Genomic DNA, 26,657 nt, shown 5'->3' with positions numbered 1-26,657 from the left:
CCGCTGGACACCGACACCATGGTCGGCGCCCAGGCGTCGGAGCAGCAATTCGACAAGATTCTCTCCTACCTGGAAATCGCCAAGGGTGAAGGCGCCGAACTGCTCACCGGCGGTCAGGTGCAGAAACTCGAAGGTGACCTGTCGACCGGCTACTACATCCAGCCAACTCTGCTCAAAGGCACGAACAAGATGCGCGTGTTCCAGGAGGAAATCTTCGGCCCGGTGGTCAGCATCACCACCTTCAAGGACGAAGCCGAAGCCCTGGCCATCGCCAACGACACCGAGTTCGGCCTGGGTGCCGGGGTCTGGACCCGCGACATCAACCGTGCCTGGCGCATGGGCCGCGGGATCAAGGCCGGACGGGTCTGGACCAACTGCTACCACCTGTACCCGGCGCATGCCGCGTTCGGTGGCTACAAGAAATCCGGCGTGGGCCGCGAGACCCACAAGATGATGCTCGACCACTACCAGCAGACCAAGAACCTGCTGGTCAGCTACGACATCAATCCACTGGGCTTCTTCTGACCCAACGACAGCGAGGGATGCCTTGGCGTCCCTTGCCTGCTCTGCCGACCTTGTCAGTTTCGCTGGACCGACACGCGACCGTCGGTCGTTTGTGCGGACCTGGCGAACCGACCAACAAACCTGCTTCACCCATCGGTATACTGCGCGGATTCTCAAAGATCGAATCAGCACAGGTACCCGCCATGGAATTCAGCTTCATCGACCTCATCCTGCACCTGGATGTGTACCTCAACATGCTGGTGACCCAGTACGGCACCTGGGTCTACGCGATCCTGTTCCTGGTGATCTTCTGCGAAACCGGCCTGGTGGTGATGCCTTTCCTGCCCGGTGACTCGCTGTTGTTCATCGCCGGTGCCGTGGCGGCCGGCGGCGGCATGGACCCGTTCCTGCTCGCGGCCCTGCTGATGAGCGCCGCCATCCTGGGCGACAGCACCAACTACATCGTCGGGCGTACCGTAGGCGACAAGCTGTTCAGCAACCCGGATTCCAAGATCTTCCGTCGCGACTATCTGGATCAGACCCACGCCTTCTATGCCCGCCACGGTGGCAAGACCGTTACCCTGGCGCGGTTCCTGCCGATCTTGCGCACCTTCGCCCCGTTCGTGGCTGGTGTCGGCAAGATGCACTACCCGCGCTTCCTGGGCTTCAGCGTGCTGGGCACGGTGTTGTGGGTCTGCGGCCTGGTGACCCTGGGCTACTTCTTCGGCAACATGCCGTTCATCAAACAGAACCTGACCCTGCTGATCGTCGCGATCATCCTGATTTCGCTGCTGCCGATGATCATCGGCCTGGTGCGCAGCCGTATGGGCGGCCCTGCCCCGTCGCGCTGAAATCATGTGGTCGTACAAGGCCTGGCGGCGCCAGCGGGTTCTGGACCGCCACCGTATCGATGACGCGCTGTGGCAAACGGTGCGTGAAGACCTGCCGATTCTCGATGGCCTCGATGCACGGCAGGACCAGCACCTGCGCGAGGCCTGCGTGCTGTTCCTGCAGGCCAAGGCCCTGACCTGCCTGCCCGGTGTCGAACTCGACGATCGCGCTCGCCTTCATCTTGCGGCGCAGGCGCAGTTGCCGTTGCTGCAACTGGGTGATCTGGACTGGTATCAGGGCTTCCACGAAATCGTCCTGTATGCCGACGATTTCGTCAGCCCGCAGCGTTATCGCGATCCCAGCGGCGTGGAGCACCAATGGGACGGCGAGCACAGTGGCGAGGCCTGGCAACAGGGGCCGGTCATCCTGGCCTGGTCGGGGGTGATGACCAGCGGTGGCTGGGACGGCTACAACCTGGTCATCCATGAACTGGCGCACAAGCTCGACATGCTCAACGGCGACGCCAACGGCCTGCCGCCGCTGCACGGCGACATGCGTGTGAGCGACTGGGCCAGCGCCATGCAGCACGCCTACGACGACCTCAATCGTCAGCTCGATGCCGATCCGGAGGTGGAAACAGCCATCGACGCCTATGCGGCGGAAAACCCGGCGGAGTTCTTCGCCGTCACCAGCGAGTATTTCTTCGCCGCGCCGGATTTGCTGCACGAGGCCTATCCGCAGGTCTACGAGCAGTTGCGCCTGTTCTATCGCCAGGATCCGCTCGAACGGCTCGCGGCCCTCCCCCGACCTGCATAACGCCCGGACGCGGCTTGCGCCGCTGCTGCAGGGAATGTGATTGCCGGCAAACGCGGCGTTGGCACATGCGATGGGTTGCCGATGGCCTGCATCGCGCGGATGAACACGGTCCCCCGTAGCAGCGGCGCGAGCCGCGTCGGCAGGCGCTGCAGACGACCGGGGCAGGACCGCGGCGCGTGTGGCATGCGTTCCTACAATGTGCCTATAATCGCGCCCACATTTTCGGCCTGCACGGCCTTCAGACTGGCCCAAACCACGGGGGCAACGCCCAATGAGCTACAGCAAGATTCCGGCTGGCAAAGACCTGCCGAACGACATCTACGTCGCCATCGAGATTCCGGCCAACCACGCGCCGATCAAATACGAAATCGACAAGGACAGCGACACCCTGTTCGTCGATCGTTTCATGGCCACGCCGATGTTCTACCCGGCCAACTACGGCTTCATCCCCAACACCCTGGCCGATGATGGCGACCCCCTCGACGTGCTGGTCGTCACCCCTTACCCGGTTGCACCAGGCTCGGTCATCCGCGCCCGTCCGGTCGGCATCCTGCACATGACCGACGACGGCGGCGGCGACGCCAAGGTCATCGCCGTACCGCACGACAAGCTGTCGCAGCTGTATGTGGACGTCAAGGAATACACTGATCTGCCGCCGCTGCTGCTGGAACAGATCAAGCACTTCTTCGAGAACTACAAGGATCTCGAAAAAGGCAAATGGGTGAAGATAGAAGGCTGGGGCGACGCAGACGCCGCCCGCGCCGAAATCACCAAGTCGGTCGCCGCGTACAAAGGCTGATCCGTCGCTGTACCGAAAACCCCGGCCCAGGCCGGGGTTTTTCATGGGCGCAGCAAAGGCATTTGGCCTTGAGGGGAAAAAGAGATTTGCACAGGCACCCGCCCGTGCGTATTCTTTGGCCCTCACCAGCTCAGGCTGGTCAACAGTTTGCAGGCGGTTGCGGCTTACCAAAAGTAAGGCAAGATCGTCGACGAGAAGCCGGCCATAAGCCGGCTTTTTAATGCCTGCAAGAAACTGCGCAGCGCCTGTTTCGCGGCCACAGACCGCTCCTACGAAACACTGTACACCCCTGTAGGAGCGGTCATCGGCCGCGAAAGCGTCTTTCGGGTCGCCATCGAATCCAGCCTCTTCACGGTAACTCGCAGCGCCTACAGGTCGTAGCCGGTGCCGGCCAGACCACGCTTGACACTCTCAAGATGCAGACGCGCGCTCTCGGCGTTGCCGACCAGCATCTGCCGGCACGCGGCGCTGGCGATGGCGTGGGGTACGGGCTTGAGCGGACGGCCGCTGGCCATGGCCTTGAGTTGCACTTCGGCGGCCCGTTCCAGGTAGTACAGGTCATCCCACGCTTCGGCGATGCTGGGGCCGAGCACCAGCGGGCCGTGATTCTTGAGCATGACGATATCCGCCTCACCGGCCGCGCGCGAAATACGCTCGCCCTCGGCATCGTCCAGGGCCAGGCCGTTGTAGTGCTCGTCCACCACCATCCGCTCATAGAACTTCAACGCTGTTTGCCCAGCCCACACGAAGGGGTCGCCTTCGAGCATGCACAGCGCCGTGGCGTTGGGCATATGGGTATGGAACGCGGCGGTGGCACGCGGGTTGAGGCGATGCAGTTGGGCGTGGATGTAAAACGCCGTCGCCTCCGGCTGGCCTTCACCGGCCAGTACCCGCCCCTGAAAATCGCAGATCAGCAACGAGGACGCGGTGACTTCGGCGAACGCCAGGCCGAACGGGTTCACCAGAAACAACTGCGGATGGCCGGGCAGCACAAAGGAAAAGTGGTTGCAGATCCCCTCGGCCATACCCAGTTTCGCCGCCATGCGAAAACAGGCCGCCAAGTCGATGCGCGCCTGACGGATCTCGGGGCTGTCGAGACTGGCTGTACGCGTCACAGGGCTGACAGCAGGGTGGATATCGAAACTGTGAGCCATGGTCACGGATCCTGAAAATGCTGGAGAGAGACTGCCAAGCGTAGCCAAAACCAGCCGCGGGCCAAGGGACAGTTACGCGGTTTGCCTGGGCCAGTCGAACTGCCTGACCCACTGTTTCAGCCCATCTGGCCCTACGAGCGCGGCAGCGTTTGTTCCTATCGTGAGCCACCGCCGTGCGCTCACGGCCCCGCCACCAGCCCTGGCTGACTACGATCCTGCAGAGGTAGCCCATGAGCACGCCCGTTTCCAACGACTACGTGTACGCCCTGGACCGCGAATTCGTGTTCCATTCCTGGTCGACCCAGGGCGCGCTGAACCCGCTGGTGATCGCCGGCGGCCAGGGCTGCACGATGTGGGACTACGAGGGGCGCGAGTATCTGGACTTCAGCAGCCAGTTGGTCAACACCAACATTGGCCATCAGCATCCGAAAGTGATCGCGGCCATCGTCGAGCAGGCCAGCAGCCTGGTCACGGTGGCTCCAGCCACGGCCAACCTGATGCGCGGCGAGGCGGCCAAGCGCATCCTGGCGCGGGCGCCGAGCCACTTCAGCAAAGTGTTCTTCACCAATGCCGGCGCGGACGCCAACGAGAACGCCATGCGCATGGCGCGGCTGTTCACCGGGCGCGACAAGATTCTTTCCGCCTACCGCTCCTACCATGGCAGCACCGGCGCGGCCATCGTCGCCACGGGCGATCCACGGCGAGTGCCCAATGAATTCGCCCGCGGCCATGTGCATTTCTTCAATCCGTACCTGTTTCGCACCGAGTTTCATGCCACCAACGAGCAGGAAGAATGTGAACGCGCGCTGCAGCACCTGCGCCGGGTCATCGAATGCGAAGGCCCGGCTGCCATTGCGGCCATCCTGCTGGAAAGCATACCCGGTACGGCCGGCATCCTGGTGCCGCCCAAGGGCTACCTGGCTGGCGTGCGCGCGTTGGCCGACGAGTACGGCATCCTGGTGATTCTCGATGAAGTGATGGCCGGTTTCGGGCGCACCGGCAGCTGGCTGGCACTGGACCATTTCGACATCGTCCCGGACCTGATCTGCTTCGCCAAGGGGGTCAACTCCGGCTACGTGCCCGCCGGTGGGGTGATGATTTCCAAACCCATTGCCGAGTATTTCGATGACCATTTCTTCCCCGGCGGCCTGACCTATTCCGGGCATCCGTTGGCCATGGCGGCCATCGTGGCGACGCTGGATGTGATGGCCGAGGAAGGCATCGTCGACAACGCCCGGCACATCGGCCTTGAAGTGCTGGGGCCCGGCTTGCAGGCGCTGGCAGCGAAGTACCCGTTGATCGGCGAGGCCCGCGGGATCGGCCTGTTCTGGGCGCTGGAGTTCATTAGCGACAGAAAACTCAAGACGCCGCTGGCCGCTCCGGTAATGGGCCAGATGAAAGCGGCATTTCAGGCGCGCGGATTGCTGACCTTCATCGTCGAGAACCGCTTGCACGTGGTGCCGCCATGCATCGTCAATGCCGCCCAGGTGGAGGAAGCGCTGGGGGTTTTCGATGAGGTGATCGGTGAGTTTTCAGGCAGGTATTCGCGGTGAATGGGCTGGCCTCTTCGCGGGCAGAGAGCTCGCCGCCCGCCCCGCTCCCACAGAAGATCTTATTTACCTGTGGGAGCGGGCTCTGCCCGCGAAGAGGCCAGCACAAGCACCACAAGACTCAATCCCTCACACCCCCTCCAGCACCCCAGCCAACTGCTCTATCCCTGGCCGGATCTTGTCGGCGTCGATGGCATGAAACCCCAGCCGCATGAAATTCCCGGGCGGTGCGGGGTTGAAGAAGAACTGCGCTCCGGATTCGATCAGAATACTCTTCTGCGCCGCCGCCCACGCCAGTTTCTGAGTATCCACGCCGGCCGGTGCCTTGAGCCAGAATGCGCTGGAACTGTCGCTGCCCAGATGCTGGCAACTGCTCAGACATCGACTGACAGCGTCCTGCATCGAGGCCCGTCGCCGCCCATGTTCCTCGCGAAAGCGGCGCAGGTGCGCATCGTAGTGACCTTGAGCGAGAAACTCGGCCAGCATGCGCTGGTTGTTCAACGGCGGGTGCCGGTACATCAAGCGGCGCAGGGCCCGCAGCTCGCTGATCAGTTCGGCATCGGCCACCATGTAACCCAGGCGCAGCCCCGGTGAAAAGGCTTTCGACAAGCTGCTCAGGTAGATCACCCGCCCACTGCTGTCGCTGGCCTTGAGCGCGGGCTGCGGATGATGGTCCAGGTTGAGCTCGGCGTCGTAGTCGTCCTCAATGAGGATCTGGTCGTGCTGGCGAATATGCTGCAGTAGGCGGGTCCGTCGTGCGGCACTCATGGCGATGCCGGTGGGCACCTGATGGCCCGGCGTCACATAGAGGTAGTCACAGTCGTCCAGGCGAGCATCCACCACCAGCCCTTCAGCGTCGATGTCCTGCTTGTGCACGTGAGCGCCTTGCAATTCGAAGATGCTCAGGGCATCGCGAAAACCGGGGTTCTCGATGGCCACCTTGACGCCATGCGTCATCAGCAGTGTGGCCAGCAGGTACAGCGCGTTCTGCGAGCCCAGGGTCAGCAGGATTTCGTCGGAGCTGGCCCAGATGCCCCGCTTGGGCAGCACGCGGGTGCGAAGCTGTTCGATGAGCATCTGATCGTCGCGGTCGAAACGATCGCACAACCAGCCTTGATCGCGTTCGCTGCGCAGGGTATTGCGCGACACTTCACGCCAGCGTTCCAACGGGAACAAGTCCCGTATGGGCTGCCCGTAGATGAACGGGTAGCTGAAGCCACTCCAGTCACCGGGCCGCAGGACGCCGTGCTTCAAACTGGGGAGCATCTTCAGGCGCCCGGCCCAATCCGGAGCGCGCTCCGCATCGCAGGTATCGCTGTAGCCGACCGGACGGTGACGGCTGAACGATGGCCAGGCGTTGCGCGCATCGCCGCCGCAGTAGTCGGCATGCAGGTAGTAACCACTGCGAGGGCGGCTCACCAGATAGCCGTTGTCCAGCAGGCTCTCGTACACCAGTGCCACGGTATTGCGCGAGATGCTCAATTGCTGGGACAGCTTGCGGCACGACGGCAAGGGCTCATCGGGTGGAAACCCTCCGCCCAGAATCGCCGACACCAGAGACTCGCGCAGTTGCTCCTGCAAGCCGCGCTGCTGGTCGAAATCCAGGTAAAACACGTGATCGATCATGCTCTCGCTCCGCGATGGCCCGCCGCGGATTGATCCGCGTCGAAGCGCTTTCACCTGTCCTGGACCCGCCCGGTTTCCAGGGCGAGCCAACCTGTTGGCACCCATGCCGATCGATGGACTTTGCAAATAGCGCGCCATGCTTTTTTGCGCACGCAACTGGCCAGTCGAATGTGCCCAACTGCCCCTATCGCTGTGCGCAGACGCCTCACTAAGGTTGAGGCCATGCCACTGAACGCCTTCGTTCAGCGAAACGATCAGGCCTATTTCAACCCTCGGGAGCAGCATCCATGAAGCAACCCCGCAAGCGTTCGATGACCGGCACATCCCTGGGCCTGCTGCGCACGTTGAGCCTGGCCACGCTGGTACTCTCGGCCTCGTTCGGCGCCCAAGCCGACCTCGCCGAGGTGAAGAGCAAAGGTTTCCTGAGTGTCGCCACCGAGGATGACTACGCACCGTTCAACTACATCGTCGATGGCAAACCCGAAGGCTTTCACAAGGAGCTGCTGGAGGACCTCAAGGCCTACGCCAAAACCCAGAACATCGACGTCAAGCAGGACATCCTGCCCTGGACCGGGCTGCTGGCGTCAGTTTCTTCCGGCCAGTACGACGTGGCCTTCACCGGCGCCCTGGTCACCGATGAGCGTCTGCGCGTGTTCAACTTCGCCCCGCCTTTCGCGTCCGCCCAACACTTCTACGTCAAGCGTGCCGATGACAAGCGCCTCAGCGATATCGCCAGCCTGTGCGGCAAGACCGTCGGCGTGCAGGCCGGCAGCGCACTGCTGGCACGCCTGCCCGAACTCAAGAAAATGATGAAGGACAAGGGTTGCGAGATGGGCAAGGTGGTGGAGTATCCGTCGTACCCGGAAATCTACGCCGATTTGGCCAACGGTCGCTTGGACTACGCCGTGAACGCGCTGATCTCGGTGAACGACCTGGTCAAGACCCGCGGCGACACCTTCGCCAAGGGCATTGCCGTGTCGGGCGCCGGCTTCGCCGCCTGGCCCGTGCCGAAGAACAGCCCGGAGCTGCTCACGTTCCTCAGCGGCTTCATGGACCAGATCCGCGCCAACGGGCGTCTGGCCGCGTTGCAGACCAAGTGGTTCGGCGAAGCCTTCCCGGACATGCCCAAGGAGCCGATCACCAACGTCGAGCAGTTCCACACGTTGGCGGGGATGAAGTGATCGCCTGAATGATCGGGTTGTGTCAGTGCGGGCCTCTTCGCGGGTAGAACCCGCTCCCACACGGATGGGTGATGAGCGGTGTAGCCCTGTGGGAGCGGGCTCTGCCCGCGAAGAGGCCGGAACATACAACGCAAAACCCCCAGCCAAGGATGCCTGCCATGAACACACACGCCTGGCTACTCTTGCTCGAAGGCGCCTGGACCACCCTGTGGCTATGCGGCATCGCCATCGGCATCGGTGTCGTCCTGGGTCTGGTCATCGCCCTGATCCGCCTGGCCAAGGTCCCGTTCGTCGAGCAATTGCTGGTGCTCTATATCAGCCTGGCCAGGGCCACACCGCTGGTGACCCTGGTGCTGTTCCTGTTCCTCTCGGCGCCGGTGTTCGGCATCAACATGAACCGCAACACGGCCGCCATCGTCGCCATGACCCTGAACACCGCCGCATTCAACGCGGAAATCTGGCGCGCCGCCTTCCTCAGTTTCTCCCGCGACCAGCGCGAGGCCGCGCTGGCCTGCGGCATGACCGGTGGGGTGTTCTTTCGCCGCATCATGTTGCCGCAAATGATCACCACCAGCCTGCCCGGCCTGGTCAACGAGATGTCGTTTCTGATCAAGGGCAGCCCGGCCGTGGCCGTGATCGGCATCGTCGACCTGACCCGCGTCACCAACCGCATCTCGGCGGTGACCTACGATCCGCTGCCGCCCATCCTCGCCGCCGCCGTGCTGTACATGCTGATCATCGGCGTACTGCTCAAGCTGCAAGGGCTGGCGGAACGAAAAGCCAATCGGCTGGCCATGTGAGGAATTATCGACATGACTGAATGGACCATTCTGTGGGAGGCACGGGCGCTGTTCCTCGATGGCCTGCTGGCCACTCTGGGACTGTTCGCGCTATCGATCATCTGCGCCTTCGTACTGGGCTGCGCCTGGGTGTTCCTGCTCGAGGAGCGCAACCGGCTGTCCATAGTCGTGCGCGGTTGGATCAACCTGATGCGCACCCTGCCGTTCCTGATTCTCGCCTACCTGCTGTACTACGGCCTGCCGGAACTGGGTCTGCGCATGAGCGCCTGGACCGCCGGCCTGCTGGCCCTGGTGGTCTACCATGCAGCGTATTTCGCCGAGATCCTGCGCGGCAGCCGTCTGGTATTGCCCGAAGGTTACATCGAGGCCGCCAAGGCGCACGGTTTCACCCCACTGCGTCTGTACCTGCGCATCACCTTGCCGCAACTGCTGATCAAGACCCGTCCCCTGCTGGGCAACCAGTTGATCATTGCACTGAAGGACACCGCCTTTCTGACCATCATCACCGTGCAGGAACTCACTGCCGCCGCCAACTCGGTGCAGTCCACCTATTTCATCCCGACCCAGGCGTTTGTGGTGGTGATCGTGATGTATTGGCTGATCAGCATCTGCCTGGAGCTGGCGCTCAAGCGCGCCGGCCGTTTCGGCGCCAGAAGAGGATTCGACCATGTCTGAACCCAGCATCGCCATCCCGGCGGTCAGTATCCGCAAGCTTTCCAAGAGTTTCGACGGCGTCGAGGTGTTGCGCGACATCGATCTGGTGGTGAACAAGGGCGAAGTGGTCAGCGTGCTGGGCTCCTCGGGCTCCGGCAAGTCGACCATGCTGCGCTGCATCAACTGGCTGGAGGAGCCGGATCGAGGCAGCATCCACATCGCTGGCCAGCGCATCGGCATCAATGAGCAGACCCGCCGCAAGATGACCAGCAAAGAGCTGGCCACGCTGCGCGCCCGCACCGGCATGGTGTTTCAGGGCTTCAACCTGTGGCCGCACCTGAGCGTGATCCAGAACGTCATGGAGTCACCGATCTACGTCAAGCGCATGCCCAAGGACCAAGCGCGTGCCATCGCCGTGGAACTGCTGGAAAAGGTCGGCCTGGCCGACAAGCACGAGGCCTACCCCTACACGCTGTCCGGTGGCCAGAAGCAACGGGTGGCCATTGCCCGAGCGCTGGCCATGAGCCCGGAGGTGATCCTGTTCGACGAGCCCACTTCGGCACTCGATCCCGAGCGGGTCGGCGAGGTGTTGCAGGTGATGAAGAACCTGTCCAGCGAGGGCTACACCATGATCGTGGTCACCCACGAAATGGAGTTCGCCCGCGCCGTGTCCGATCAAGTGGTGTTTCTGGACAAGGGCCGGATCATCGAAAAAGCCCCACCGTCGAAGTTCTTCAGCAACCCTGATACCGAACGGGTGCGCAAGTTTCTCGAAATCACGGCCTAGATCAGGCCGCTGTCACCCTTCGCAGAAGCGAATCCGGTTGCCGAATGGGTCATACACTTCCAATACCCTTCCCCACCCCTGATCGACGATCTGCGGGCGCCCATAGCCATAACGCTTGGCCAGCAGTTCGTCGCGCAACGCTTCCACACCCTGCATCGGCACGAACACGGTCGAGCCTGGCGAGCTATCGCCATGATGTTCGGATAGATGCAGGTGCAGACTCCCTCGTGCCACGCCCAGGTACAAAGGCAGATCAGCTTCGAAACGGTGCTCGAACTCGACTTCGAAGCCCAGAAAGTCCAGGTAGAACTCGCGGGCCTTGACTTCGTCGAAAATCCGCAGGATGGGGATGGCCCGGTCGAAACCGATGGTCGAAGAAGCGATCGGCGCCAGGCTGGCTGATGCGGTGTTCCAGTCCTTGTGCCCCAGTTGCCGGGCGACCATTTCCAAAGCGCTGGAATGGGACACTTCATGACCCTGCGCCTGCAGCCCGACGCGCAACGTCCTGGCCATCTGCTTGGCTTGCTCGATAGAAAACATGACAACTCCCGAGTCGATGCATGCTGGTGCTCGCGTTGCCAGACCTCGACGATCAAGAGAGGTATGAGGGCGTTGCTCGATGATGCTTTCACCTTTCCTTGCGGAGCGAGCGGCGGGCAGCATGGGCCGTCGCAGAGCCTAGCGCAAAACAGGACGATGGTCATCCCGAAAAGTGCCGTGAATCCTGCTCTGTGAGCCACGATTAAATTGACGGCGTGCCCGGCGAAAAAATCATGGATCGGGCCTTAGCGATTGCGCGTGATCGTGCGTCGTAAAGGATTTTACAGTCCCGACAAGGCGTGTTTCCGGGAGGCGGCGGTACGCTGCCTTGATCGACGCGCGTGCAACACCGTGCCAGCCCAGGAGCCCCGTCTGCGGCTGTAAATTTTCTTTCGAATCAAGGCCATTTCAGCTCGATTGACCCTGTCTGGCGGCGCTGCTAACTCTTACGACAGCCAACCCGCCCAACAGTTTTCCTTCGAGATTCGAATCATGGATGCAGCCACCACCGTCATACCTTCGGCTCTTGCGCCGCAGACTTCGAGCACCCGTTCGATTGCTGATGCGCTGTCGCACCACAGCACTCACCATCTGGAGCGTTACTACGATCACTGGGCTCGTCACTACGATGCCGATGTCGAAGCCGAAGCCTATTGCGGCCCAACCATGGTGGTCGATCTGCTCGACGCCGTGGCGCAGTGCCCCGCTGTCCGCCACGTCAGCAGTGTTCTCGATGCCTGCTGCGGTACCGGCTTGGTCGGGCGTACGCTGCATGAACGCGGCTATCGCCAGATCAGCGGGTGTGACCTGTCCAAACCCATGATCGACCAGGCCCAAGCTACCCAGGCCTATCAGCATCTGTACAGCCAGATAGATCTGACCCAGCCGCTGCCGCCCGATATGCTCCGCCGCTTCGATGCGGTTGTGTGCTGCGGTGCCTTTATTCCTGGGCATCTGCCGGCCTCCGCGCTGCGTGGCCTGATCGGCATGACGCAATCGGGTGGCGTGGTGGTGGTGAGCATTCGCGAGGCTTATTACGACACCGCCGGCTTCGAGCCACTGCTGCAGGCACTCGAGGATGAGCAGGGGGTGAGCGTACTGCAAGGGCAGATGTCGGCCCGCTACCTGCAGAACGCCAAAGCCCACTACCTGGCCTTGCACGTCGCATGAACGGCGCTCATGACACACCGGTACTGCCGGTCATTTCCCTTGCGCAACTGGCCGCATGCGAACCGCAGGCTCTTGCCCAGCTGCACGATGCATGCGTGCACGACGGCTTTTTCTATCTGGTCGAACATGGCCTCTCGGCCGTGCTGATCGAGCGATACCTGAACGCCGCCCAGGCCTTTTTCGCGCTACCCGAGTCGGTCAAGCAGCGTTTCGGTCATGATCGGCAGCCCGGCTACCCGCCCACTGCACGCGGCTACGTCGGTGCATACGGCGAAACCCTGCACCCGGATGCCGGCCCGGACAACAAGCAGCATCTGGACTGGGGCATCGACCGGCCCGGATGCGCGCCCTTCAGTGGCCCCAGCGTACTGCCCGACGAGCATGTGGCTCCTGGCCTCAACGCCAGCGCCTATGCCTTGCAGGGCGAGGTCATGGAACACCTGTTCCCGAACCTGCGCCGTGCGATCGCCACCGCGCTGACCCTGCCTGCGCACGCCTTCGATGCACATTTTCGCCGGCCAACCCTGATCCAGCGCGCCTCGTATTACCCGGCCAGGTCGGGAACGGCCGGAAAGCACACCGACAACGGCTTTCTTACCGTGCTGATCCAGCAACCCCTGCCGCAGCCGTCACTGCGCGTCCATACCCGCGGCCAGTGGCGCGACGTGCCGTGCCTGGAAGGCGCCGTGCTGGTCAATCTGGGTGATCTGCTGCAACGCTGGACCCATGGACGCCTGGTCAGTACCGCTCATCAAGTTCTGCATCGTCAGCCCAGCGCTCGGGTGTCTCTGGCTTTTTTCATCTACCCGGACATCGACGCGATCATCACGCCCATCGACGACGGGCCAAGCTTTTCCACGGCCGAAGTCATGCTGGACAACTTCGACTCGATCTGGGTACGCAAACAGGGCGCTGGAAGGGCCCGCCAACTGGTTTGAACATTCAAGGAATTGCTCGATGACCCTTTCCATTGGCTTTATCGGTGCCGGCAACATGGGGCGCCCGTTCGTGACTGCACTGCTGAAAAAAGGCTTCATCGTGACTGTCCACGATCATGATCCCAGCTGCGAACGCTGGGTTTGCGGTCAAGGCGCGCAGTGGGCATCGACCCCTGCGGCAGCGGCCGTGGGCAACGCCATCCTGATCACCTGCCTGCCACTGCCCAGCCATGTGCGCGAAACCATGATCGGCAACAATGGCGCACTCACCGCCCTGGCCAGCGGTGCGGTATGGATCGACACCTCGACCACCGATTACCACAACACCCTGGACATCGCCCGAATGGCCGTGCTGCGCGGCGTCATGAGCCTGGAGGCCCCCGTGAGCAACCTCTCGCACATGGGCGTGGACTTCAACAACGTCTGCTTCTATGTCGGCGGTGAGAAAAAGGCCTATGACATTGCCCGTCCGGCACTGGACGCGATGGGTCAACACCGCTTCCACGTGGGTGCCATCGGCCATGGTCAGTCGGTCAAGTTACTGACCAACCTGCTGTTCTACTGCGCGACCCTGGCGTGGGGCGAGTTGCTGCTGGTAGCGCAGAACCAGGGGCTGGACCTGCGTTGGTTATGGAATGTGGCGAAGCATTCGCAAGCCAACTGCTTCGTCGTCGACCAGGTCACGCCAATGCTCCTGGACGGCAGTTACGATCACTCCTGCACCTTGGAAATCACCGTCAAGGACATGGCCCTGACGGTGGCTCTGGCCGACGAGCTCGGCGTTGACCTGCCACTGGGTCGGCTGATCGAGGCGCGCTATCGCCAGGCCGGCGGTCGTTACCCGGCCCACGCCAACCACCTCAAGGTGGTGGCATTGATGGAAGCCGAAAACCAGCGTCGCCTGTCGATCGACGGTTTCACCGCACCCTCGCCTTATGGCGCCGACCGAACCTATCGCCATCCCGACACTTTCGTGATCGACGCACGCGGCCGACGCAAGCCCAGCCTGCCGGAGCACTTTGGCTATACGCTCACCCATCCCGCATGCGGCCACTACGCCCAGTGCGTACTGGAAGTCATGGCCTGGACCAACCACACCATCCGGCAGGAAGCATTGCAACTGGGGGACGCCATGGGCCTGGAGCCATCGCTGCTCGAGCAGGTGGTCAGCCACAGTTGTGGTGCCAGCTGGGTGGATGATCAACGTGACAGCTATGTACCTCATGTGGCACTGCTGCACGATTTCCCAAGGCTGATGGAATCGTTGCATCTGCCCATCCTGCAAGCCCTGGCGCTCGACACTGTGCTCGCCCCCCAGCCTGCGAGGCAGGCATCATGAAAATCAGTCGCCTGCGCATCTACCAAGTGGACCTGCCTCTGGACAAGCCCTACGCACTGTCCGGCGGACGTCTGCACTACAGCGCGCTGGACAGTACCATCGTGGTGATCGAGACGGACCAAGGCTTGTCCGGGATCGGCGAAAGCTGTCCGTGGGGCTCGTCCTACCTGCCGGCCTTCGCCCGCGGCGTGCGCGCCGGGCTGGCCGAACTGGCGCCTCATCTGCTGGGCTGCAACCCGCTGAACCTGAATGCGATCAATCAGGTCATGGACCTGGCATTGCCAGGCCACCCCTACGTCAAGACCGCCGTGGACATGGCTTGCTGGGACATTCTGGGGCGCTACTGCAACCTGCCAGTGCACACGCTCCTCGGCGGACGCCTGAACACCGAATTGACCCTGCAAAGCAGCATCCCCACCTCAACGCCCCGGCAGATGGTTGTCGACATGCACCAAGCGCATGCCGAAGGCTACCGGACCCATTCATGCAAGGTCGGATCGGGTGTGTCGGCCGACCTTTCACGGATCCAGAGCCTGCTGGCCGATCGCGTGCGCGGCGACCACCTGACCTTCGACGCCAATCGCGCTTGGCTGCCGGCCCAGGCAATCGCGGTGATGAACGCCGTCAAGGACCCCGAGGTTCATTTCGAGCAGCCTTGCCAGACACTGGAACAGTGCCAGCATGTGCGCAGGCTGACGCACCAGCCGCTGATTCTGGACGAATGCATTCACGACGCCGGCGATCTGTACCGCGCCTGTGCCCGCCATACCGCCCAGGTCATCGGTTTGAAGATCGCCCGGGTCGGCGGGCTGACCAAGGCCCGGCATCTACGCGACTACTGCATTGAGCGCGGCATCCAGATGAACATCGAAGACGTGGGCGGCAGCCAGATCGCCGACACTGCGGCCATGCACCTGGCCATGGCCACCCCCCATCAATACCTGCGCGCCAGCTGGAACGCCTGCCGCCATCACAGCATCGTCACCGCACATGGCGGCGTAAGCGTGAGCCGCGGCATTGCGCGACTGGATGACAGCCCCGGCTTGGGCCTGACTTTGTGCCCGCAAACCCTGGGCGATGCGGTGGCCGTCCATGAATGAATATGGTGCAGAACACCTCTGTACGAGCCTCGACGTCGGTGCTTTTCATCCCGATGCCGAGCACGCCTACAACCTCCCCGGCGCTTTCTATTTCGACGCCGCACATTACGATCAGGAACTGCAGGCCATTTTCCATCGCACCTGGCAGTACGCCTGCCATGTTTCCGCGCTGGCGGTCGAAGGCAGCTTTATCGTCTGCGACATCGGCCAGCAGAGCGTACTGGTGGTGCATGGCCAGGACGGCCAGCTCAGGGCGTTCCACAACGTCTGCCAGCACCGCGCCCATCGCCTGCTCGAAGGCTGCGGGCAACTGCGTGGCGCAATCACCTGCCCCTACCATGCCTGGCGCTACGACCACGCAGGCAGCTTGCTCAGCGCTCGGCACAGCTGCGACGTGGCAGGTTTCGAACCTGGGCGTGCCCGCCTGGCCAGCGTGCGCCTGGAGGTGATGTGCGGGCTGGTCTTCTTCAATCTGGACCCCGACGCCGCACCATTGGCCAGCCAGCTCGCCGGGCTGGAGGCGCAACTGCGCAGCTTCTCGCCTGCGCCAGAGTCGCTCTACCACAGCTACAGCCATACCTATGCACTGCAGGCAAACTGGAAGGTCTCGGTGGAAAACTATTCAGAGTGCTATCACTGCCCCGGCTGTCATCCCAGCCTGTCGCAGCAGACACTGGACCTGAGCAGCTACCGTATCGACCTGCATCCGGGTTTCCATGCCCATCTGAGCGCCGGCCAAGGTGAACGGCAAGGCTACGCGACCAACCCCGGCGCGCCGCGCACGGGCGAATTCGGTGCCTGGTACGTTTGGCCAAACCTGTGCATCGAGGTCTATCCGGGCGGGTACATGAACCTGTTGCATCACGTACCTACGGGACCGCAACGCTGTGAGCAGCGTGTGCAATGGTTCACCCAAGGCCCCCAGCCCGATCCCCAGGAGCAGGCCGTGATCGATTTCGTCGCGGTGGTCCGTGAAGAAGATCTGCCCCTGTGCGAGAGTGTCCAGAAAGGCCTGCCCAGCCTGGGCTACTCTGGGGGACGGTTGATGGTGGATGCGCTGCGCAGCGGTTTCAGCGAACATGCCGTACACGATATCCAGAAGAGGGTACTGGCAGCACTTGCCGACCCTGGAGCACGCGATGCTTAGATCCCCCCACGGCACCTTTCGACTGCCACACCGGCGGCTGGCCAGCACGCGCCCCACGGTGCTGTGGCTGACCGGCATCCCCGCCGCTGGCAAGACCACCATCGCCCGGGCCACGCAAGTGGAGCTCGAAGAGTTGGGCTATGCCTGTGTAGTGCTCGACGGTGACGAATTGCGGCGTGGGCTCTGCCAAGACCTCGGCTTCAGCGATAGCGACCGCCTGGAGCACGTACGTCGAACCGCTGAAGTCGCGCGCCTGTTCTGCCTCCAGGGCTGCATCGTCCTGGCCGCGTTGATCTCGCCGCGCTCTGCACACCGGGCGCTGGCGCAGCAAATCATCGGCAGCGATGCCTTCGTCGAAGTCTTCGTCGATACCCCCCTGGCGCTCGCCGAAGCGCGGGATCCCAAAGGCCTGTATCGCCAGGCACGCGGCGGTGCCCTGAGCCATTTCACCGGCGTGGGCGCCGCTTACGAAGTGCCGCTGGCTCCCCAGGTCAGGCTGACGACCGCCAACATGAGTGCCACGTGCTGCGTGCAGTCGTTGCTTGGCTGCCTGTCGCTGCGCAACGCGGTGATGTGACCCCTCAGGCCGAGACCGACTCCACGCTGGGCTTGAACTCGAGCAAAAGCTGTTGCAGCCACTGCACCAACAGGCCGGCCGCCGGCGAGAGCGGATTGGCATGCCACTTGTAGACGCCCAGTGCGTCGGTCATCGCCAAGCGCTTGTCGAACAGGCGCACCAACCTGCCATCTTCAAGCATCTGCCGTGTCGTCATCCCCCAGCCCAGTGCCACGCCATGGCCTTCCAGCGCCGCTTGCATCATGACCGGAAAACTGTTGAAGCCCATCCCCTTGCGACCCACCCGAAACGGCGCACCGACATATTCCAGCCACTGGTCCCAGCCCACGAAATCTTGCCTGCTCGGCTCGTAGTGCAGCAGGCGGCAGTTGGGCAACTCTTCAAGGGTCAACCGCCTGCAGATGCTATCGAAGTAGGCAGGGCTGCACACCGGGAAGACTTCATCAGGTGCGCTGAACAGCAGGACGTGATCGGCACTGGCCCGGCCCAGGGTCTGGACCGCCACATCGAAGCGTTCGCGCTCGTCACCGATAGCAGCCAATGTCGAATGCAGGCGTAATTCGATCTGCGGATGCTTCTGATGAAAGCCTGCCAGCGCCGGCATGAACAGGTAGAACGCTTCGACCAATTGCGACGACAGCACCACGACCCGTGCCGACGACTGATGCTGACGCAGCTCTTCGGTCCGCTGGGCAATATCCCGCAAGGCGGCGGCAACCGTCTGGCGATAGCTTTCACCGGCGTCGGTAAGAAAAACGCCACGGCTCTTGCGATCGAACAACTGCACACCCAGGTTCTCTTCGAGCGAACGAATCTGGCGGCTGATGGCGGTCTGGGTAAGGTGCAACTCGTCCGCCGCACGGGAGAAACTCTGTAGCCTGGCAGCCGCTTCAAAAGGAATCAAACTTGAAAGTGGCGGTAACTTGCGCCGGAGGTTTTCCATAACCTGAAGTTGCCTGGCCGAATAAATGGTCGTTACAAACCATGTCACCTTTTAGCACATCATGCAAAGACTCACCGCCTGGACTCACCACGGCATGGAAAAGCGACGCTTCCTTCACGACACACGCGCAGGCGCGCAGCTGATCACCGGTTCGGTATTCCTGGTCGCGACTTCCGATGCATTGATCAAGCTGGGCAGCGCCCAGTTCACGGTATGGCAGCTGTACGTCATTCGTTCCACGATCGCCATTGCCCTGCTCCTGCTGTGGCTGTGCCTGTCGCAGCGCAGCAGCACGTGGCTTCAACTGACATGGGATCGCTGGACACTGCTGCGCAGTGCGGCCCTCACGCTGATGTGGATCGCCTTCTACGCTGCACTGCCGCACGTGAGTCTGAGCCTGGCCGCGCTGGCGCTCTATACCGCGCCGCTGTTCATTGCCCTGCTGTCGGCAAAGGTGCTGCGCGAGCAGGTAAACCCACGTCGCTGGATGGCCATTGCTTTGGGTTTCCTTGGCGTACTGCTGATCCTGCGGCCAACGGCTGAACATTTTTCCGCCATGTCGCTGTTGCCGGTGCTGGCAGCCTTGCTTTACGCCGTGGCGGCTGTAGTGACGCGCACTCGATGCGCCAGCCACTGCGCGTTGTCGCTGGCGCTCAATCTCAACCTCTGCCTGTGCCTGGTCGGGGCACTGGTGTTGCTGGGCCATCGGTTGCAGAGCCCATCATCGGAGCCTGTGCACGAAGGTTTCCTGGCGCCGCATTGGGTATCGCTGGGGCCTGCGCAGTGGGGATTGCTGAGTGTACTTGCGGTACTGATGGTGCTGATGAGCGTGGGCGTTGCCAAGGCCTATCAGTTAGGCCCGAGCACGATCGTGGGCACGTTCGATTACAGCTACCTGCTGTTTGCGATGTTCTGGGGCTTTGCCCTGTTCAATGAAGTCCCCGACGCCATCATGATCGTGGGCATGGGCCTGATTGCCGCATCCGGGGTCTGGGTGCTGCGTGGTTGACCAAGGAGCTGGACATGTTGATGCGACCGCTGCGAGTGATCATCTGGGCCGTGTCCAGAAGTCGCTCTACTGCACTTGAACGCTGCGTGATGGAACACCCCGCCGTGCACGTACTTCACGAAAGACTGAGCGAGCCGTTCCTGATGCAGCACTGGCCTGAAAAATACCGCAACGTGCTCGACACCCACCGCAAGACCGGCAACCGGGACCTGGTGCCCACCTATGGCCAGGCTCTGGACGCGCTGGCCCTGGCGCCATTGCCCGAAGGGAAGTCGGTGTTGTTGAGCAAGGAAATCGCCTGGTTCTGCGACTTTGCCCAGATCAGCGACGATTGGCTGCAGCAGTTCAAGCATGTGTTTCTGGTCCGCGAGCCGGAGGCGGTCATGCGCTCACTGTATCGCGTCGGTACTCAGGGCGAGGACACGTGGTTCGATGCCGAGGAGTCGGGATTCGAGGAACTGCTGGCGCTGTACCGGCGCGTGCACCGAGTGTGCCCGGCCCAGAGTCTGCTGGCCCTGGAAAGCGATCAGGACTTGATGCACGACAGCGCCAGCGGCTTGAGCACGTTGTGCGACTTTCTGGGCGTACCGTTCAACCCGACCATGCTGCAATGGGAAGCACAAACGGTACCTGCCTGGCAGTTTTTCAAGGGCTGGCACGAAGAGGCGCAGCGCTCGACCGGTTTTGCACCCGTGCACCACCCTGAGCAAGCCTACCCCGCCGTGGTCGACGAAACCGCCGCCAACGCCCAGCCGACGTATCGATTCTTCGCCCTACTGGCCGGCCTGCAGCGACCTGCCAGTACCGCCGGGACGCTCAGCAACCTGCACCGCGCACCTTCGGCGAATCTGGATATCGTCCTGCTGCACAGCGGGCTGCACAGCGGCAGCGAGGACCTCGGTCACCTGCTCTGGGCCATGGCCCAGTTCCCCAGGGTGAACTGCCATGCCCTGGATACCTCGGCACTCACCTGGGCCAAGACCGAGGCGCCGGCCCCGCTGCATGAACTGCTCGGCCAGCCACTGTTGTTGGCCTGTCGGGAAGCGGACATCGCAGCGCAGCGGCCGTCCATCGACAAGCTGATGGCACAAGCCTGCGTGATCGGGCTGCTGACCGAAACCGGCTTTCATTTGCTGGATGCACAAGGCCGAACCGGCCCCTCGCCACTGACAGCGCCTCAGGCCTGCACCTTGCAACTGCAACGCTTGCGCGAACGCAGTCTCGATGACTGGGGCACCTTCAACCATCACAACCTGAGCCCGGTAGCCGTGCCTGACTGGCTGGATACGTTCAATGCCTGCGTGGCCGCCGACCCGGATCACGTCGCCGTCAGCGATGGGCGCGACAGCCTGACCCTGCAGCAACTGCACGATCAGGCGCAGCGGTTGGCGCAGGTGCTGCGAGCCCGCCTGGCGCCTGATGCCTGGGCGGTGTTGTTCAAGCGCAAGAACATCCACACGGCCGTGGCCATGACCGCCTGTGCCCTGGCCGGCCGCCGCTATCTCGAGGTGCCTGCCTGGTACAGCGCTCAACATTGCCATCAGTTGCTCGAGCGCCTGGGCGACTGCCTGGTGCTGTGCGACGCCGATGGCGCGCGACAGCTAGATGCCACGCAGCCCCATTTGCTGGAAAGCCAATTCGCCCGCCAGGTACCTGCCGACTGTCCGTCATGGGCACCCGCTCGTTCGGCCATCGCCTACGGCCTGCTGACCTCGGGCACCAGCGGCCCTGCCAAGGTGGCGTTGATGCCACCGTCTGCCGTGCTTGATTCGCTGGGCTTGTGGCAGAGCTATCTGCAGCCTGGGCAACGAGTAGGCTTCAATGCCTGGCTGACCAGCTACCTGTATTACCCGCTGCTCAGCCGGTGTACCACGGTGCTTATCGGCGATGAGGTGGTGCTGGACCCGATCCGACTGATGAACTTCATCGCCGACAACCATCTGCAGCAGATCATGATTACCCCATCGTTGTTGCAGGGCCTGGTCCGTGAAGAAGTTCGTTTCGTGGCCTGCTGCGCGGGCCTGGAAGTGCTCTGGAGCAGCGGGGAGAACCTGTCGGCGGCCTTGCGTTCACACGTGCAGGCATTACTGCCCGACTGTCACCTGATCGACCTGTACGGTTCCAACGAAGCCGGCGACGTTGCGCTCAAACACGATGACGGCAGCCTGCAATTGATCAGGGGTGTCGAAGCCCGGGTGCTTGACCGGGACGGGCAGGCGGTGCCCCACCGCGTCGCAGGTCACCTGCACCTGCGTACGCCAGGGATGTTCACTGGCTACCTCGGGCAGCCTGACGCTGCGCTGAACGGCCAGCTGTTCGACAGCGGCGATCGGGTGATCTGGCTGGGCAACGGCCGCCTGCGGTTGCTCGGGCGTGATAGCGCCCACCTCAAGATCCGCGGCTACAAGGTGCATCCGGAAAACGTCGAGCAGGTCTTGAACAGCCATCCGCTGGTGGCCCAAACCTATGTCGGCAGCCGTCACGAAGGCGCCGCCCGACAATTGCTGGCCTACGTCGTGCCTGCCAACCCCAAGCAACTGCCCACAGCCACTGCCCTGCGCGCCTGGGCTGCACTGAACCTGCCTTTCTTTGCGGTACCCAGCGCCTACTACGCGTTGGCCAGCCTGGACGCTGGCCGCAATCAGAAGCGCGGGGCGTTGAGCGCAGCCTACCTGGGGCAAGCCGTTTCACTGCCTGAAGACCAAGTGCCGTTGACCGCCACCCAGGCACAGGTTTCCGCAGTTTGGCGCACCCTGCTGGGCGACGACATTCCGGCCTTGCACGAAGACGATGATTTCTTTGACCGCGGCGGCAGCCTGCAACTGAGCGAATTGCTGCTCGAACTCAACCAGCGTTTCGATGTACAGCTTTCCCTCTCCACACTGATCAAGGACACGCGACTGCAAGGCATGGCATTGGCCATTGATCGCGCCCAGGCCGGGTTGCCTGTGGCCTCGGTCCTGCGCGAAGTCGCTGTGGAGGCAGCGCGTTACGCGTTCAATCCTGGGCCGCATAGCGGCGCACAGGTTCTCCACGCCTACCGAGCCAAACCACGCAAGCGCATCCTGCTGACCGGCGCGACGGGTTTTTTCGGCGCATTCATCCTGTCCACCCTGGCCCGTCAGCTCGAGGTCGAACAGGTGGTCTGCCTGGTCCGTGCCAGGGACCTGGCAGAAGCGCGGCGACGCTGCCTGGACAGCCTGCACCGCCATGGCCTGGTGCCAACCGGCGTGCCGCTGGACTGGCTGGGCAAGCTGCAGATCGAATGTGGCGACCTCACCGCCACGCAACTGGGGCTGTCTGCAGACACTTATCAGAGCCTGGCGGCAATCGTCGATTGCGTTGTTCACGCAGGGGCCGAAGTCAATTGGGTCAAGCCCTATGCCAATCTGGTGCCGTGCAATGTCGAAGGCACCGCTCAGATCGTGCAACTGGCCCTCGATGGTGCGATGCCGCTGCTGCTGGTGTCCACTCTCGCCGGGGGCGGCAGCGCGCGAACTGGGTACGAAGAGAGCAAGCAGGTTGCCGAAGCCATGGCGCTGAACGCCGCACGCGAACATGGCCTGGCCGTTACCATCGTCCGTTGCGGCGACCTGGCGGCGCCCCTCGGGGTTGAGCACAGCACCGTCAACGACAGCGACTACGTGTGCCTGCTACTGGGCACGTGCATTTTACTTGGATGCTGGCCAGCCGACCTCGAAGGCGGTATCGACCTGACACCCGTCGACGCCGCCGCGCAGGTCCTGGCGCAATTGGCGATCCAGCTACCCGCCGGCACACTGGGTCGAGCGTCCAACCTGTGCCATCCAAACGGAGCCCTGTCCTGGAAGGTCCTGTGTGGCTGGGTGGCCGACACCCTCGCACCGGGCAGCTTCGCCCCGCTACCCCTGGACCGCTGGCGACAGCGCCTGGACAGCGACACCCGCCAGCACCCGATCATCGCCAAGACCCGCTTGATCCTGCCGATGATTCTCGATGACCTGGCCGCCACACCGGCGCGCAACGAATTGGAATTCCCAGGTCCCTCGGCGCCTCGCCTCAACTCGGGATGGGCCGCACGGCTGACTCGACAACTGCTCCACAACCTTGAGCAGGCCCGTCCATGAACGGACGCCTGGTCACCGCGTGGGCGGCCGCTCAATCCAAGCGCGAACTGATGACGCTCAGCTACCGCAGCCCGCCCTTGAGGCCGATGGATGTGGAAATCCAGGTCACTCACTGCGGCCTGTGCAGCAGTGACCTGCACCTGATCGATGGCCACTGGGGCGATGCGAGTGTCTACCCACAGGTGTGCGGGCACGAAGTGATTGGCCACGTCAGTGCCTTGGGTGAAAACGTCGCAGGCCTGAGCCTTGGCCAACGGGTCGGCGTTGGCTGGTACCGCAGCGCCTGCCTGGGCTGTGAATTCTGCCTTCGGGGGGAAGAGCAGCATTGCCCCTGCCTGATCGCCACCTGCACCCATGGCGAACGCGGTGGGCTGGCCGACTACATGCACTGCGACAGCCGCTTCGTATTCCCCATCCCTACCACGCTGAGCAGCGAACATGCCGCGCCTCTGCTGTGCGCAGGCGTCACCGTGTACACGGCGCTCAGACGCGCCACGTGGCCCGGCATGGCGGTCGGCATCGTCGGCATTGGTGGCTTGGGCCATCTCGCTGTCCAGTTCGCAGCCAAGCGCGGCTGTCGCGTCACTGCGCTGTCCAGCAGCCCGCACAAGGAACGCGATGCCCGGACCTTGGGTGCCAATCGTTTCGTCGACCTGAGCAATCCTGTCGAGTGCAAACAGGTGCGCAACGCCCTGGACTACATTCTGGTGACCAGCTCGGTCACCTGCGACTGGACGGCCATCGTCGACATGCTCCGGCCCTTCGGCACGTTGTGTTTCGCCGGCATGCCGCCACCGGTGACCTTCGATATCGCCTCCATGATGTACAAGACCTTGAGCATTACCACCGCCAATGTCGGTGGGCGTCAGGATATTCTGGACACCCTGGACTTCGCGGCGACGCGCGAAATAAGACCGTGGGTGCAGTCGTGGCCGATGGAAGACGTCAATCAGGCCATACGGCAGTTGCGCAAAGGACGGGTGCGCTACCGCGCCGTGGTGCACGTCGGCGACGTGCAGAGCCAGCCCCAGTAGCCGCGTTGCTCCCATTTGCCCCGCAGCCGCCTGTCTGATAACGTCGCCCGGTTTCAATCCTTCTCGCCGAGACCGCTGCCATGGCCCGCAAAAAAGCCTCCCTGGATTTCGAACAATCCCTTGCCGACCTGCAGACGCTGGTCGAACGCCTGGAGAACGGCGAGCTTTCGCTGGAAGACTCGCTCAGCGCTTTCGAGAACGGTATCCGCCTCACCCGTGACTGCCAGAGCGCGCTCGCCCAGGCCGAGCAGAAAGTCCAGGTGCTGCTGGAAAAGGACGGCGAACTCTCAGAAGAACCCTTCGACACGGAACAGCCTGAATGATCGCTGCCTACCAGGCTCTCTGCCAACAACGCGTGGATGGCGCGCTGCAAGGTTTGTTCGTCCCCCCGTCGGCAGAGCTGACCCGGCTTTACCAGGCCATGCGTTACAGCGTCATGAACGGTGGCAAGCGGGTCCGCCCGCTGCTGGCCTATGCCGCCTGCGAAGCCTTGGGTGGCGACGCAAGCCAAGCCAATGGCGCGGCCTGCGCGGTCGAACTGATCCATGCCTACTCGCTGGTGCACGACGACCTGCCGGCCATGGACGATGACGATCTGCGCCGTGGCCAGCCGACCACCCACAAGGCGTTCGACGAAGCCTGCGCGATCCTTGCCGGTGATGGCCTGCAGAGCCTGGCTTTCACTGCCCTCCTCGACCCGAGCCTGAGCCCGCAAAGCGATACCATCCGGCTGAGCATGGTCCAGGTGCTGGCCCAGGCCGCAGGCCCGGCCGGCATGGTCGGCGGCCAGGCCATCGACCTGGGCTCGGTGGGTCTGCAGCTTGATCGGCACGCCCTGGAATTCATGCATCGGCACAAGACCGGTGCCTTGATCGAGGCCAGCGTACGCCTCGGCGCGCTGGCCAGCGCCCGCGCCGAGCCAGCGCAACTTCAAGCGCTGCAAGCCTACGCCCAAGCGGTAGGGCTGGCGTTCCAGGTACAGGACGACATCCTCGACGTCGAAAGCGATACCGCCACCCTGGGCAAACGCCAAGGTGCCGACATCGCCTTGAACAAACCGACCTACCCGGCCCTGCTCGGTCTGGAAGCCGCCAAGGCCTACGCCCTGGATCTGCGCGATCAGGCCTTGCACGCGTTGCAGCCTTTCGATGCCGCGGCCGAGCCGCTGCGCGAGCTGGCACGTTACATTGTGACGCGACGCAACTGACGAGCGCGTGCGCAGCCGCCGCCGCATCAGGTAAACTGCTCCATTCTTAAAACTCATAACGATTCGCCTGATGCCCACGACGTTTCAAGAGATCCCCCGCGAACGCCCGGCGACGCCCCTGCTCGACCGTGCTGACACTCCTGCCGGCCTGCGCCGTCTGGGCGAAGCCGAGCTCGAAACACTGGCCGACGAACTGCGCCAGGAGCTGCTCTACACGGTCGGCCAGACCGGCGGGCATTTCGGTGCCGGTCTGGGCGTCATCGAGCTGACCATCGCCCTGCACTACGTCTTCGACACACCCGACGATCGTCTGGTCTGGGACGTCGGCCACCAGGCTTACCCGCACAAGATCCTCACCGGTCGCCGCGAACGCATGGCCAGCCTGCGTCAGAAGGACGGCATCGCCGCCTTCCCGCGACGCAGTGAAAGTGAATACGACACCTTTGGCGTCGGGCACTCCAGTACGTCCATCAGCGCCGCGCTGGGCATGGCCATCGGCGCACGCCTGCAGAACAGCGGGCGCAAAGCCATTGCCGTGATCGGCGATGGCGCACTGACCGCAGGCATGGCCTTCGAAGCGCTCAACCATGCGCCGGAAGTCAACGCCGACATGCTGGTGATCCTCAACGACAATGACATGTCGATCTCGCGCAATGTCGGCGGCCTGTCCAACTACCTGGCCAAGATTCTCTCCAGCCGCACCTACACCAGCATGCGCGAGGGCAGCAAGAAGGTCCTGTCGCGCCTGCCCGGCGCCTGGGAAATCGCCCGTCGCACTGAGGAATACGCCAAGGGCATGCTGGTTCCCGGGACCCTGTTCGAAGAACTGGGCTGGAACTACATCG

24 protein-coding genes and 1 pseudogene are annotated in these 26,657 nt (G+C 63.0%); 21 read left to right on the top strand and 4 right to left on the bottom strand.

Going from position 1 to position 26,657, the window contains the following annotated elements:
• The 4 genes and pseudogenes from adh to ppa all read left to right on the top strand — a co-directional run.
• Window positions 1-525 (top strand): annotated as a pseudogene (gene adh, locus B2V21_RS08985) (aldehyde dehydrogenase); the annotation flags it as partial.
• 182 nt (window positions 526-707) lie between these two features.
• Window positions 708-1,355 carry a DedA family protein gene (locus tag B2V21_RS08980; protein WP_282348261.1) on the top strand — a complete coding sequence of 216 codons (648 nt, stop codon included), beginning with the start codon at window positions 708-710 and terminating at the stop codon, window positions 1,353-1,355.
• Window positions 1,356-1,359: 4 nt separating this feature from the next.
• Window positions 1,360-2,151, top strand: coding sequence for a zinc-dependent peptidase (locus B2V21_RS08975; RefSeq protein ID WP_286916654.1), 792 nt, complete (start codon window positions 1,360-1,362; stop codon window positions 2,149-2,151).
• A gap of 271 nt (window positions 2,152-2,422) precedes the next feature.
• On the top strand, window positions 2,423-2,950 hold the full coding sequence (ppa, locus tag B2V21_RS08970; protein WP_049860823.1) for an inorganic diphosphatase: 528 nt from the start codon (window positions 2,423-2,425) through the stop codon (window positions 2,948-2,950).
• 368 nt (window positions 2,951-3,318) lie between these two features.
• On the opposite strand, the gene B2V21_RS08965 is transcribed toward ppa, so the two are convergent.
• On the bottom strand, window positions 3,319-4,104 hold the full coding sequence (locus tag B2V21_RS08965; protein ID WP_286916653.1) for an aldolase: 786 nt from the start codon (window positions 4,102-4,104) through the stop codon (window positions 3,319-3,321).
• Between the two features lie 230 nt (window positions 4,105-4,334).
• Between B2V21_RS08965 and B2V21_RS08960 the strand changes: the two genes are divergently transcribed.
• Window positions 4,335-5,657 carry an aspartate aminotransferase family protein gene (locus B2V21_RS08960; RefSeq protein WP_286916652.1) on the top strand — a complete coding sequence of 441 codons (1,323 nt, stop codon included), beginning with the start codon at window positions 4,335-4,337 and terminating at the stop codon, window positions 5,655-5,657.
• A gap of 126 nt (window positions 5,658-5,783) precedes the next feature.
• Here the strand turns inward: B2V21_RS08960 and B2V21_RS08955 are convergent, their stop codons facing one another.
• Window positions 5,784-7,280, bottom strand: coding sequence for a PLP-dependent aminotransferase family protein (locus tag B2V21_RS08955; RefSeq protein WP_286916651.1), 1,497 nt, complete (start codon window positions 7,278-7,280; stop codon window positions 5,784-5,786).
• A gap of 287 nt (window positions 7,281-7,567) precedes the next feature.
• Between B2V21_RS08955 and B2V21_RS08950 the strand changes: the two genes are divergently transcribed.
• From B2V21_RS08950 to B2V21_RS08935, 4 genes are all read left to right on the top strand, one after another.
• Entirely contained in the window at window positions 7,568-8,461 is an 894-nt protein-coding gene (locus B2V21_RS08950) for a transporter substrate-binding domain-containing protein (protein WP_286916650.1), read from the top strand.
• Between the two features lie 158 nt (window positions 8,462-8,619).
• Window positions 8,620-9,261, top strand: a complete 642-nt coding sequence (locus B2V21_RS08945) for an amino acid ABC transporter permease (protein ID WP_049860819.1) — start codon at window positions 8,620-8,622, stop codon at window positions 9,259-9,261.
• A gap of 12 nt (window positions 9,262-9,273) precedes the next feature.
• Window positions 9,274-9,936, top strand: coding sequence for an amino acid ABC transporter permease (locus B2V21_RS08940; RefSeq protein ID WP_286916649.1), 663 nt, complete (start codon window positions 9,274-9,276; stop codon window positions 9,934-9,936).
• Window positions 9,929-10,702: an amino acid ABC transporter ATP-binding protein gene (locus B2V21_RS08935; RefSeq protein ID WP_090360605.1), complete on the top strand. Its 774-nt coding sequence runs from the start codon at window positions 9,929-9,931 to the stop codon at window positions 10,700-10,702. The genes B2V21_RS08940 and B2V21_RS08935 overlap by 8 nt, the downstream gene beginning before the upstream one ends.
• 12 nt (window positions 10,703-10,714) lie before the next feature.
• Here B2V21_RS08935 and B2V21_RS08930 read toward each other — a convergent pair whose 3' ends face one another.
• Window positions 10,715-11,242 (bottom strand): glyoxalase superfamily protein, encoded by a 528-nt coding sequence (locus tag B2V21_RS08930; RefSeq protein WP_286916648.1) that lies wholly within the window; start codon window positions 11,240-11,242, stop codon window positions 10,715-10,717.
• 492 nt (window positions 11,243-11,734) lie between these two features.
• Between B2V21_RS08930 and B2V21_RS08925 the strand changes: the two genes are divergently transcribed.
• Genes B2V21_RS08925 through cysC form a run of 6 tightly spaced genes read left to right on the top strand, consistent with a single transcriptional unit; the run spans window position 11,735 to window position 17,513 of the window.
• The gene (locus B2V21_RS08925; protein WP_056843983.1) at window positions 11,735-12,412 is read left to right on the top strand and encodes a class I SAM-dependent DNA methyltransferase; all 678 of its coding nucleotides are present in this window, start codon (window positions 11,735-11,737) and stop codon (window positions 12,410-12,412) included.
• Window positions 12,409-13,350, top strand: coding sequence for a 2-oxoglutarate and iron-dependent oxygenase domain-containing protein (locus tag B2V21_RS08920; protein ID WP_286916647.1), 942 nt, complete (start codon window positions 12,409-12,411; stop codon window positions 13,348-13,350). Before B2V21_RS08925 ends, B2V21_RS08920 begins: the two co-directional genes overlap by 4 nt.
• Window positions 13,351-13,369: 19 nt before the next feature.
• Window positions 13,370-14,689 carry an NAD(P)-dependent oxidoreductase gene (locus B2V21_RS08915; protein WP_286916646.1) on the top strand — a complete coding sequence of 440 codons (1,320 nt, stop codon included), beginning with the start codon at window positions 13,370-13,372 and terminating at the stop codon, window positions 14,687-14,689.
• Entirely contained in the window at window positions 14,686-15,789 is a 1,104-nt protein-coding gene (locus B2V21_RS08910) for a mandelate racemase/muconate lactonizing enzyme family protein (RefSeq protein WP_286916645.1), read from the top strand. Before B2V21_RS08915 ends, B2V21_RS08910 begins: the two co-directional genes overlap by 4 nt.
• Window positions 15,782-16,936, top strand: a complete 1,155-nt coding sequence (locus B2V21_RS08905) for an aromatic ring-hydroxylating oxygenase subunit alpha (RefSeq protein ID WP_286916644.1) — start codon at window positions 15,782-15,784, stop codon at window positions 16,934-16,936. The genes B2V21_RS08910 and B2V21_RS08905 overlap by 8 nt, the downstream gene beginning before the upstream one ends.
• The gene (cysC, locus tag B2V21_RS08900) at window positions 16,929-17,513 is read left to right on the top strand and encodes an adenylyl-sulfate kinase (protein WP_286916643.1); all 585 of its coding nucleotides are present in this window, start codon (window positions 16,929-16,931) and stop codon (window positions 17,511-17,513) included. Before B2V21_RS08905 ends, cysC begins: the two co-directional genes overlap by 8 nt.
• Before the next feature lie 4 nt (window positions 17,514-17,517).
• Here cysC and B2V21_RS08895 read toward each other — a convergent pair whose 3' ends face one another.
• Window positions 17,518-18,456: a LysR substrate-binding domain-containing protein gene (locus B2V21_RS08895; RefSeq protein ID WP_082484652.1), complete on the bottom strand. Its 939-nt coding sequence runs from the start codon at window positions 18,454-18,456 to the stop codon at window positions 17,518-17,520.
• 61 nt (window positions 18,457-18,517) lie between these two features.
• Between B2V21_RS08895 and B2V21_RS08890 the strand changes: the two genes are divergently transcribed.
• From B2V21_RS08890 to B2V21_RS08865, 6 genes are all read left to right on the top strand, one after another.
• A complete protein-coding gene (locus B2V21_RS08890) occupies window positions 18,518-19,465 on the top strand; it encodes a DMT family transporter (RefSeq protein WP_286916642.1) in 948 nt (315 codons plus the stop codon).
• 14 nt (window positions 19,466-19,479) lie between these two features.
• Complete coding sequence (locus tag B2V21_RS08885; protein WP_286916641.1) at window positions 19,480-23,571, top strand: SDR family oxidoreductase; 4,092 nt, start codon at window positions 19,480-19,482, stop codon at window positions 23,569-23,571.
• Window positions 23,568-24,605 carry an NAD(P)-dependent alcohol dehydrogenase gene (locus tag B2V21_RS08880; RefSeq protein WP_286916640.1) on the top strand — a complete coding sequence of 346 codons (1,038 nt, stop codon included), beginning with the start codon at window positions 23,568-23,570 and terminating at the stop codon, window positions 24,603-24,605. Before B2V21_RS08885 ends, B2V21_RS08880 begins: the two co-directional genes overlap by 4 nt.
• Before the next feature lie 80 nt (window positions 24,606-24,685).
• Window positions 24,686-24,928 carry an exodeoxyribonuclease VII small subunit gene (locus B2V21_RS08875; RefSeq protein ID WP_049860808.1) on the top strand — a complete coding sequence of 81 codons (243 nt, stop codon included), beginning with the start codon at window positions 24,686-24,688 and terminating at the stop codon, window positions 24,926-24,928.
• Window positions 24,925-25,812 carry a (2E,6E)-farnesyl diphosphate synthase gene (gene ispA, locus B2V21_RS08870; RefSeq protein WP_286916639.1) on the top strand — a complete coding sequence of 296 codons (888 nt, stop codon included), beginning with the start codon at window positions 24,925-24,927 and terminating at the stop codon, window positions 25,810-25,812. The genes B2V21_RS08875 and ispA overlap by 4 nt, the downstream gene beginning before the upstream one ends.
• A gap of 70 nt (window positions 25,813-25,882) precedes the next feature.
• Window positions 25,883-26,657: 1-deoxy-D-xylulose-5-phosphate synthase N-terminal domain-containing protein (locus tag B2V21_RS08865; protein ID WP_286916638.1), on the top strand; the 775-nt coding region annotated here is incomplete at its 3' end.

It is taken from the genome of Pseudomonas sp. UBA6276 (genome assembly GCF_002438365.1).
Taxonomy (GTDB): domain Bacteria; phylum Pseudomonadota; class Gammaproteobacteria; order Pseudomonadales; family Pseudomonadaceae; genus Aquipseudomonas; species Aquipseudomonas coleopterorum.
This window is presented reverse-complemented; position numbering and strand designations above follow the sequence as displayed.